This window comes from Paenibacillus sp. OSY-SE (assembly GCF_000283315.1).
Lineage (GTDB): Bacteria > Bacillota > Bacilli > Paenibacillales > Paenibacillaceae > Paenibacillus_B > Paenibacillus_B profundus.
Window position 1 is genome coordinate 96531 of the sequence record NZ_ALKF01000183.1, and the last position, 11273, is coordinate 107803.

Annotated in this window: 5 protein-coding genes and 1 pseudogene; all 6 read left to right on the forward strand. The window is 46.7% G+C overall.

Annotated features, from left to right (window positions below; all coding sequences use genetic code 11):
• The first annotated feature begins 15 nt into the window (after positions 1–15).
• On the forward strand, positions 16–1368 hold the full coding sequence (locus A372_RS0115695) for an alpha/beta hydrolase (RefSeq protein WP_019421823.1): 1353 nt from the start codon (positions 16–18) through the stop codon (positions 1366–1368).
• On the forward strand, positions 1358–2689 hold the full coding sequence (locus tag A372_RS0115700; RefSeq protein WP_019421824.1) for an alpha/beta hydrolase: 1332 nt from the start codon (positions 1358–1360) through the stop codon (positions 2687–2689). Before A372_RS0115695 ends, A372_RS0115700 begins: the two co-directional genes overlap by 11 nt.
• Before the next feature lie 41 nt (positions 2690–2730).
• Entirely contained in the window at positions 2731–3444 is a 714-nt protein-coding gene (locus tag A372_RS0115705) for a stalk domain-containing protein (protein ID WP_237728542.1), read from the forward strand.
• Positions 3445–3683: 239 nt separating this feature from the next.
• Positions 3684–8243 (forward strand): discoidin domain-containing protein, encoded by a 4560-nt coding sequence (locus A372_RS0115710; protein WP_019421826.1) that lies wholly within the window; start codon positions 3684–3686, stop codon positions 8241–8243.
• A gap of 435 nt (positions 8244–8678) precedes the next feature.
• Positions 8679–9962: a helix-turn-helix domain-containing protein gene (locus A372_RS0115715; protein ID WP_019421827.1), complete on the forward strand. Its 1284-nt coding sequence runs from the start codon at positions 8679–8681 to the stop codon at positions 9960–9962.
• 875 nt (positions 9963–10837) lie between these two features.
• Positions 10838–10978: pseudogene (locus A372_RS39580) on the forward strand (MBL fold metallo-hydrolase); the annotation flags it as partial.
• Between the last annotated feature and the right edge of the window lie 295 nt (positions 10979–11273).

Here is an 11273-nt window from a genome sequence, read left to right on the forward strand (position 1 = left end):
TGAGGAGAATGTCTAGTGGGTTCAGCACGGTTAATCGAAATCAACCAGTTTTATTCAAGCATCCTTGATAATACGAGAGATATGTTTATTTACTTGCCCCCTAGCTATGAAATGAATGAACAGCAGCGTTATCCTGTCCTCTATATGCATGATGGTCAGCATGTTTTCTGTGCGGATCATAAGGGGGAATCCTGGGACGTTCATAAAGCGGTAGACCAATTGGTGTCTGAAGGAAAGATGAAAGAGATTATTGTTGTCGCGATTTCCCATGTGGAAGATGCGAGGATTGCGGAATATATGCATGCGAATCCGGATGGACACAATGTGTTCCATACGGCCAATCAAGGCGAACTGTATGAACAATTTCTCGTTCATGAAGTCAAGCCCTTTATCGATCGGGAATACCGGACCTTAACGGGCAAAGAACATACGGCCTTGATGGGATCATCTGCTGGCGGATTAGTATCTTATAATATCGGTTTCCGTCAATCCGATACATTTGGCATGATAGGAGCGCTATGTCCTTTCTTTGTAAGTGTGAACCCGGACACGATGGAAGATAGATGGTTAAGCAACGTCTATACGGAGAAGAAGGATCTCAAAATTTGGATGGATGTAGGAGATTCCGAAGGCTTTACGGTCATGGAAAAGCATGTGCGGCAAGTGGTGGATGTGCTCATCAAAATCGGCTATGAGCCGGGGAATGATTTGATGTACTACTATGCAGTCGGCTCCGGTCATTCGCAGAAAGATTGGGCGGCCAGGGTACACGCGCCTCTTCTTTACTTTTTCGGAGATATCGGCAAGCCTGTTCATGTAGAACTGCGTGGGCCTGAGACAATAGGTATACAGGGGCCCAAGCGGACGTTGAACCCGGTTGTTCATTTTGATAGCGGCTTCGTCATGACGGATATAAACGCAACGTATAAAGTGGCCGATTCCGATGTTTTAGCGGTAACAGCAGACGGAACACTAATTCCGAAGGAAGCAGGGAAGACAACTATATCCTATGACAATCATCATGTAACAGCTCGTGTGGACGTCACCGTCGTTCCGTATATTTCCGATACGGCCACAGTGAACGTCTTCGTTAAGGTCCCGGAATTTACGCCTCGAACAGATAGGCTCTATGCCGGTATCGAATTGCCGATGATTGATGAAGGGCTTTATGGGGGAACGTTTGAGGTGCCGCGGGATATGTCCTTTGAATTTCGAATTTCCCGAGGCTTAGGCAAGCATGAAACCGATCGTCATGGCCAGGAAGTGCCTTATCGCAAATTTACGGTCGCGGATGGATTGGTCTTGCATTACGAAGTCGAGAATTGGGTGGATTTCATGGTGAGTAAAGGTGATGAATATGAAGCATAGGTCAAGCATATTGAGAATTGAAAATTTTCACTCCGGCTATCTGGATAACAAGCGGGAACTATTCGTATATCTTCCTCCCGGATATCATCATGACAAGAGCAAGCGGTATCCGGTATTGTACATGCATGATGGGCAAAATATTTTTCATCCAGCCTTCAATGGTTATTCATGGAATGTGCATGTCGCCGTCGATCAGCTGATTGCCGATCAGATCATCGAAGAAATCATTGTAGTCGGCATTCCCAATATGGGGCAGGAGCGGGCCGATGAATTCACCCATGACATGGAGGGCATTCTCCATCAAGCCGATAAAGTTCCGATTCGGCCGCGAGGTGAGCGGTATGAGCAATTTATCATCGATGAAGTGAAGCCTTATATCGATGCTGTGTTTCGTACGAAAACAGAGCCGGAGCATACCGCTTTAATGGGTTCCTCACGAGGGGGACAAGTCACGTACCATATTGGATTGCGCCGTCCCGACGTGTTCAGCATGCTTGGCATCGTTTCCCCGTATTTTTATTGCGTGGACCCAACGACTCAGGAAGAAGTGCCAATGTACCACTCTTTCGCTGCAAAACAGCCTATCGCTAAAATATGGATGGATCTGGGCAGCAGTGAAGGATTGTTGGTGATGGAAAAGCATGTGCGGGAAGTGGCCGAGAAGCTTCTGAACTTAGGTTATGAAGCAGACGACGAGCTTGTCTATCTCTATGAACCTGAAGCTGCTCATGTGGAAAAAGACTGGGCGGCAAGAGTGGCTGCGCCGCTTATCCACTTTTTTGGAAATAAGGGCAAGGCCTGTTCAATGACTCTGCACGGCAGTGAAGAGGTTGGAATCGTGGGTCCTCCATGCCGGTTGAATCCGATTGTGGAGTTCGATACGGGGTTCAAGCTGTCTCTATTAAGAACGGCTTATCAAGTAGAGGACGAGCGCATCGCAGAAGTTCGGGATGATGGAACCATTATCCCCTTACAAGAGGGGGAAACCAAGGTAACGGTTCAATACGACGGCTTGGAAGCTGCGATAACGATTCGTGTCATCTCGGAAATCAAAGCACATATAACGCTTGATATCGTCGTGAATGTCCCGCCGAATACGCCTGAAGATATCAAGCTGTATGCGTGGTTTCCTTTGAACTACAACCCGAGCAACCACACGTATTCCAATCGGCTGCAAATCCCGCTGCATACGGAATGGGTATTCCAGGTCAGCCGCGAGGATGGAATCGTCGAGGTCGATGCAGCGGGAAACACGGTGGAGCGCCGATATAAAGCGTTAGTTGACTCAAAACTCGAAATTTGCGTAGAGCGTTGGTCTTAGATGATAGCATCGGGTTAACGTAACCCCAAAGATTTTGTATATTGGAAGGAAAGATAACAATGAAGAAACTAGTTACTGGATTCATATGCGGCGCGATCTTTTTCTCAGGAATTGCATTCGCTGCATCGAACTTTACGGCCAAAGTCGAAGAACATAAAATTTACATTAACGGACAAGAGAAAGCGCTGAGCGACAAGCCCGTGTCCATCGAGGGCAACCTCTATCTTCCGGTTCGGGAACTGGCCGATGCGATTGGATATCGCGTTGCCTTTGAAAATGGCGACATCAAGCTGACTTCTAAAAAGAAGGATGAGCAGAAAGAAAGTACCTCTTCCGGCAGTACCGATACGAAGTTTGACTTTCAAAAATTGCCTATTACACAAACCGTAAAGGATGTAGAGGTTACGGTTCATTCGGTAAGGCTCACAGAGGGGAAAACGGACTTCGAAATTACAATCAAAAACAACACGGCTGATGAAAATATTACACCTGTATTAGGCAATACCGAGGTAGGAGCAAACTATAGCATCGAGGGTAAATCGTATGAAACGGTGGGGATTTCTCCGGCAAATCCCGACTTTGAAGACGGGTCCATCAAGCCCAAGAAGGAAAAACATGGCTGGGTAAGCAATCAAGGCTTGGAGGACCGTGATGTTAAAAACTTGACGTTGAGTCTTTCCGTAAATGGAAAAAAGGAAAAGAGAACCTTTAAGTTTTACATTGACTGCAAAGATCTGAAATTCCGCACTCTCTAAAAAAAGGAACTGCGTTTTTTCGGCTTCTCTTTCATAATTGAGCATCACCCTGAATAAGATGGGATATCTACCTTTTACGTGTTACCCGAGCGGGGCATGAGTGAAAAGTGTAAACTTTTTGCTCATGCCTCTTTTTGTGTTGCAGCAGTGTTCTGGAAATTATAGGATTAAAAAAGAGGGGGTGAAGGACCAATAACTTGTACTCAACCAAACCGATATCAAGATGATATGGAGGGACTATGAAGAAGACGATACAATTGAAAGCGATTTCGTTGCTGCTCAGTCTAATGGTTGCAATGACGACGACCTTGACCTTTGCCCAGCCGATGACAGCGCTGGCGAATTCCAGTGTGCAAGATGCAGCGAAAGATGCCGCATCAAGGCAGGCGGACACGCCTCCTGCAGTAGCAGTCCCAGATGTTCAGGATGGGCCGCCGCCAAGCGTCACGGATGCCGTCTATGACAAAGATGGCAATATGCTCCCGAGCGACTCTCCAGATGATGCATCCGCTGCGTTCAGCGGGACGAATCTAGCCTTGAACAAGCCGGTCTTTGCTTCTGGCAATGAAGTGGATTATCTTAATCCTGAATTAGCCGTAGATGGAAAGCCCAATACGAGATGGTCTTCTGCGAAGCAAGATGATCAATGGTTCTATGTTGACCTTGGAGAGCGGAAGGCTGTTGATCGCGTCGTCATTCGATGGCAGACACGGGCCGATACATACAAGATACTCGTATCTGATGACGGGGTGCAGTGGTCGAATGTGAAGGACAATGATGGCATGATCCAATGCAATGGAGGGACCGAGATCATTGATTTCACTCCGCGTCAAGCCAGATATGTGAAATTCCAGGGCGTGAAGCGGGCACCTGTCGATGGCATACTGTATGGCTACTCCTTTTATGAATTTGAGGTGTATCAATTGAATGACTTGCAATCCATCGTAGACAAAATAGCAGCAACATTGACGGTGCATGCCGGTCAGACGAAGCTGGATTGGTCTGCGGCTGAAGTGCCGAAGGGGTACCGCGTGGGCGTGTACGGCAGTGACCGATTGCCTGTCATTGATCGAGAGGGCAACATTCGCACGCCGTTGGTGGATGCCAAGGTGAATCTTCTCGTTCAGGTAGAGGATGTAAACGATTCGAATCGGAAGCTCCTGTCGGGAAATATCGCCGTGACGGTTCCAGGGCAGTACAAGCAGACCTCAGAACGAAATGCAGAGCCGGACGTCATTCCATCCTTGAGAGAATGGTATGGGGGCTCCGGCAATTATACACTGACCGAATCTTCGCGCATTGTCGTGAACCCGCAGGACGAGTCAGCGCTGCGCAAGGCAGCCGAATTGACACGCGAGGATCTGTTGGATCTTACGGGATACGAGCTTGAGATTGTCTATGGGCAACCGCAGCGTGGAGATCTGTACTTGTTGATAGACCCGTCATTAACGTGGCTTGGTGAGGAAGGCAATGTGTTTGAGGCAGGCGAGTATGTGTCGATTACCTCGGTGTCAGCGAAGGGGGCTTTCTTCGGTACGAGAACAGCGCTTCAGATCATCAAGCAGAACAAGGATCGAACCATCCCTCAGGGGGAAGCGAGAGACTATCCGAAGTACGAGAAGCGCGGACTGATGATCGATGTCGCTCGCAAGTTCTATACGATAGATTTCCTTAGAAGCTACGTAAAGCTGATGTCTTGGTACAAAATGAACATGTTCCAAATTCATTTGAACGATGATGTCGGCACGCCGTTTGCAGATGGAACGACGGCAGCTTACCGGCTGGAGAGCACCACATATCCGGGACTGGCCAGCCCGAACGGTTATTATACGAAGCAGGAATTCAAAGACCTTCAGCTTCTAGGCATGGATTATGGTGTCAACGTCATTCCGGAAATTGATACGCCAGGGCATTCCCGCGCATTTACCTCCTATGATCCTACACTTGGGAACGAACGCTCCTTAGACATTTCCAAACCGGAAACCGTTGCTTTTGTGAAGAAATTGTTCGATGAATACTTGGATGGAAGTGATCCGACCTTCGTCGGGCCTGAAGTGCACATTGGTACGGATGAATATTGGGGACCGGATGTTGAAATTTTCCGGCGGTACATGGATACACTCGTGAAGCATATTAACGGCAAAGGCAAGCACCCGCATTTATGGGGCGGATTGACGGAATACAACGGATCGGCACCGGTAAGTAATGAAGCTACGATGGACATCTGGTATGAGCCTTATGGCGCGCCGCAGCAGGCGGTAGATCTCGGCTTCGACGTTCTTAACGTTCAGAATGTATTCCTGTATATCGTACCTACATTGTATGGGGAATACTTGAATTCCCAGTTCCTGTACAATGAATGGGAGCCGATCAAATGGGAGACTGCGACGCTGCCATTCGGCCACCCGCGCGTGAAAGGAGGCATGTTCGCCTTATGGAACGATGTGTCTGATGCCAATGGCTTATCGATGGACGACTCGCATGAGCGGTTGCTGCCTGGGATCCAAGTCGTGTCGGAGAAGATGTGGACCGGCACGAGAGACGACAAGTCTTTCGAGCGGTATGTGAAGCGGGCGGAGGCCATTGGCGATGCGCCGAATGCGAATTTATCGCATAAGATCGTCGTAGATAATGAAGAGAATCGTGTCATTCAATATTTGTTCGAAGATCAATTCAAGGATCAATCAGGCAACGGATTTGACGGTGAGGGCGTCAACGTTGAAATGACAGAAGGGAAATACGACAAGGGTGTTCGCTTGAACGGAGGGAAGAGCTACATTGAGACACCGATCGTGGCGCTCGGATTCGGCTGGACCCTCTCGATGTGGGTGAAGCCGGACAAGAACAATCCGGATGACGCTGTGCTAATGGACTCTCCTGCAGGCAAGTTGAAGCTCAAGCAGGGCAAGACGGGCAAGCTTGGATTTACGAAGGAACACTATGACAGCACATTCAATTACGTCGTTCCGGAAGACAAGTGGACGCATATCTTCCTGCGGGGTGATAGTAAAGGCGTTACGCTGTTCGTCAATGTGGATGAGTACGTGGAGCGGCTTGAGAACACTTATCCTCATCTGCAGACGCTGGTGCTGCCAACGCTCAAGATCGGCAGCGATACGAACGCATTCAAGGGTGTTCTGGATAATGTCATGATATACAATAAACCGATTGAGCTGCTTAGCAGTGATAATGTGGCGCTTCATAAAGCGACGGAGTCTTCCGCGACTGAGTTCCCATATTATTCATCTGACATGGCGGTAGATGGAGTTGTATCCATAAGCTCCAGATGGTCCAGCGCTTATGTGGACGATGCGTGGTTTATGGTTGACTTGGGTGAGTCGAAAGAAATCAACAAAGTCATTATCAAGTGGCAAGCAGGTGCAGAGAAATATCAGCTGCTCGTGTCTGATGACAAGCAGAACTGGACGAATGTGTCCGGTGATGGCGGAGTCATCACTTCCAAAGGCAACTTGGACATCATTACATTCGATCCGAAGGTTGCGCGATATGTCAAATTCCAAGGCGTGAAGCGGGCGACTGTCTTTGGTTACTCCTTCTTCGAGTTCGAAGTGTATCAGCCGGATGAGGTGAAGGAGTACCAGCAGGCGATTAAGGAAATGGAAGAAGCTCTGCTGAAATATAACGGAAGCAGCCGATTAAGAGCGCTGTTGCTGCAGGTTCTGAATCGTTATCCGTATGACGCGACCCGTCCGGTTCAACCAATCAAGGATCTGATTCAACAATGGAAGGACTCGGTCGTTCCGGGCAACAACGGCGGCGGGGGCCATGGAGGCAGTGGAAGCACAGGAGGCAGCAGCGGCGGGGGTGTGACTTCGACGGCCCCGGCTGTGGAGAAAGAAGGGCAGCTGACGCTGAAAGCGGGGCAGTCCGGGACATTCGGAATAGGCAATCAATTCAGCATATCCATTCCTGCCGGCGCCACGGACGAAGAACTGCGGCTGACGTTGCGGCAAGTGTCCAATCCGTCCTCTGTTGTCAGTGACAAGGCGATGCTCGCCAGTGAAGTGTACGAGGCGCTGTATGACGGACGCGCCTTCGCTAAGCCGGTGGCGGTTACGATGGCATTCGATGCCGGCAAGCTCGGACCGGCTCACAAGGCGTCGTTGTTCCAATATGATGAAGCGAACAAAGCGTGGAGCGAGGCAGGAGGCAGCGTAAGCGGACATTTCATTACTGCTGAGGTTAAGAAGCTCGGGATATTTGCCGTATTTGCCGTGGCGGATGATACGGATGATGCGGATGACGTGGCGGCCTATACGGACATAAGCGGTCATTGGGCGGAACAGGGCATACGCGCTGCGGCGTGGAAGGGGATCGTCGGCGGTTACCCGGACGGATCCTTCCAGCCCGATGCTGCGGTCACGAGAGCGGAATTCATCGTCATGCTGGCCAGGGCGATGCATTGGCAGAACGATGGCGTGGAGCTGAAGTATAAGGATGCAGCGAGCATTGGAGCATGGTCGAGCAAGGCGATTGCCCAAGCGGTCGAGGCGGGCATCGTGAACGGCTTCGCGGATGGCACGTTCCGTCCTAATGCGTCTATCAAGCGTCAGGAGATGACGGTCATCATCGCGCGGGCGCTGAAGCTGAGCGCGGAGAATGAGGCGGCCACAGCTTTTGCAGATGACCGGGATATTCCGGAGTGGGCACGAGGCGCTGTCGCTGCGGCGGTCAAAGTGGGAATTGTTGGCGGCCGGGGCAGCGGCAAGTTCGCGCCGCATGAGACGGCAACCCGGGCGGAATCGGTTGCGGTCATGATGAAAGCGGCGGAACGGTGAGACCATTTCATTGATAGTAATTGCAAAAGCCCGTGTCCTCATGGATGCGGGCTTGCTGTCGCTATGTCTCTCCAGATGGAAACATCTGGAACTTCGGGCTGTTCCCTGCCGGATGGAGAGACGACATTCGAAGTTCGATCTTTCTCTGATCGCTGAGGAAGTCCTGAACGGTATGGTTTTTCGTATCGAGTATGCTACCAAGCTATAATGTTAAATGGTAAAGATAATGGTGATGTTGTTATAGTGACTGTTATAGCGAAACGTAAGTATAGACAAACCATGAATAAGTTGCAGAAAGGACGAAACACTTTTTGAGTGTTCGTCTTTTTTAGATGTTGACATTTTCACAAAATGGATAATGAGTTAAGAAATGTTTACTCTTCGTGAAAGCGGTGGTAAAATATAGGTGGTCAATAAAGATAAGGAGGGCTGATATTGGAAGTAGCAGTCGTTAAAACAATCGGGGAACTCATACGTGATACAAGACGCTCACTAGATATAACACTAACACAGTTATCAGAGTTGTCAGGCATTCCTAAAGGGACGATATCAAGAATTGAGAATGGTGATGTCAAACGACCAGAATTTCAGACCGTACATCCACTGGCAGCGGCGTTGAAGATATCCTTTGAAACACTGATCGATTATTACGTTGAAGTCGAAAAAAGATCAGAACATTTAATGCGCATCTATCAGGCAACAGTCCGTCAATGCAGTGATGTCGAGTTAATTCGAAAGGCTGCAACCAAGTACCTTGAATCATCGAATGAAGACAGCTTAGATTTAACAGAAAAGCTTTATCGAACGATTGACTCCGTCGAGGACACCTCCATTCAATTATCTTTGCTTAACCTCATCATTGACTACGCGCGCGCGCATGGAATCATGCCATTCATTGCAAAAGGTATGTACCAACGATACCTTGTTGAACGTAATGATTTCAGTAAATTGAAAGAAACCTACTACAGCGGAAAGTATGTTCTTCATTACATCGATTTCTTGCCACAAAATGATCGGATTGAGCTACACTACAAATTAGGGATTCATGCTTACAATTTGAGACTCTATGGTGAAAGCATTGACCATTGCAAGAGAGTAATTACGAAAGACAACGGCGAAAGCCCCTATAAAGTAAATGCGCTAGGAATCCTCAGAGATGCGCATTTTAGTATTGGAGAATACAAAGAGGCTGAATTGTACTCTATACAGTACAAGCAATTCAATCACCCACATACCAGAGAGAATATTGTGCTAATGGACGCACTATTCAATGCAAAGAAGGGTAATGTCGAGCAAGCGATTGAACAGCTCTTAGCATTCCTTGAGACTTGTAGTGAAGTTTCCTCCATACCTGCAACCAGACAACTCCTTCAATTGTACCTAAAGCAAAACGATCTTAAAAGCGCGAAAGACCAACTAGAAACTAGCAAAATAAACCCGTCCGTACTAGACAAGAGTAACCCTTTAATTTGTTCTAGATATGCCGACTACCTCCAAGTTAAAGGGGAATGTTATTTAGCATTAGAGGATTATGAAAAATGCATAGCTCATATGGTGGATGGGGCTTCATACTACTCCAAAGTAAACGATACGGTCAAAGAAAAAGAATGCCTTAACACGGTTATGCGTATCCACTTAGAGCATAATGTCTCCCCACAGCCTACATTTGAAAAGTTAAGCACTTACTACATTAAAAGCGCTAAAGAAATGGAGGGTTAAGCATGAAGAACTTAATCAAAAAACTATATTTTAAATCCCTTCTCTACACAGTTATATTTGTAACAACGGCGGCGTCTTTCTCTGGTGACTCTGGGAGTATTCACCCTTGGTAGTAATAGTAGTAGCACCTTAAAGGTGCTTCTTTTTTATTTCACCGTTTCTTTTTTTTACTATTTTCTAGAATATATGAAACATATTATATTTGTTATGTTACTTTTAGATTCACATGATTTTGACACAATGAAATATATTTTTGCATATATAACAAAAAATGGTTTGATTCAAAATGAAACGAGTCATTAATGCAGTTCCAATTTATGAACAACTATATTGCAGTTGGTGAAGACAAATTTAGCATTGATCCTACTGCTAAAAATGTAGTTGGGGCTGACATATATGCTCACTACGAAAAAGGATCAACAACCTCAATGACGCAGTTAGCCAAGGTTATATTATTGTAGAGAATGGGCAAGTCAGAGTGCCGGAGCAATAGCGCTTAACGTTCATTGGTTGCCAGTCATATATTACGAAGTTACAACAAACTCGTAAGCGCAATTCAACGTAGAGGAGGAGAGTTATGGAACTCAGTCAAATCGAAGCGTTATTAATCACCATTTCTTTTCTTACTCTGTACACATTAATAGTCGTTCTAGGAATTCACTTCATCTTTAGAAAGAACATTTTGGTAAGGAATTATGTTTTCTTGGGGCTTGTGGCATTAGGTGTTCTGACATCGTATTACAACACTATTTTCAAGAATAGCGATAATTGGATTCAATCTGTTCTCTTTACAATCATATTTATTGGTCTTTCTCGACAACAATGGATTTACAGAAAAAAGATGAAAAAATAATACAGCATTAAGGATCAAATCCATTCATGAGCCAACAACACTCGATATAGAGGAAGCTCGACTTTCGTTGAAAAAATATCTAGATCTTAACATTGAATCCGTAATATGTTATCGCGGAGGACTAAGCAAGGGAAGAATTAATGATCAAATTCGAATATTATAGATTAAACACAGCAGTTGTACCGACCGTAGACACACTACACTATCCACAACATCATTGTTGGACTGAACTAACGGAGAACGATAGCTCTACGAGCAACTTTTATTACTTTAGAGAAAAGTAATTATCCGAAAAGCTGCTTCACCTTAAAAAGAGCATTTTACATCAATTTGAAGTTGATATTTCCTTAGAACATTACAGAAATTAGCTAAGAAAGCCCTTGCCTTTAGGCTTGGGATGAATTGGCTTAGGACAAGGGCTGTCTTTAGACAGCTTAATTGTCCTACAGTTTTCCATG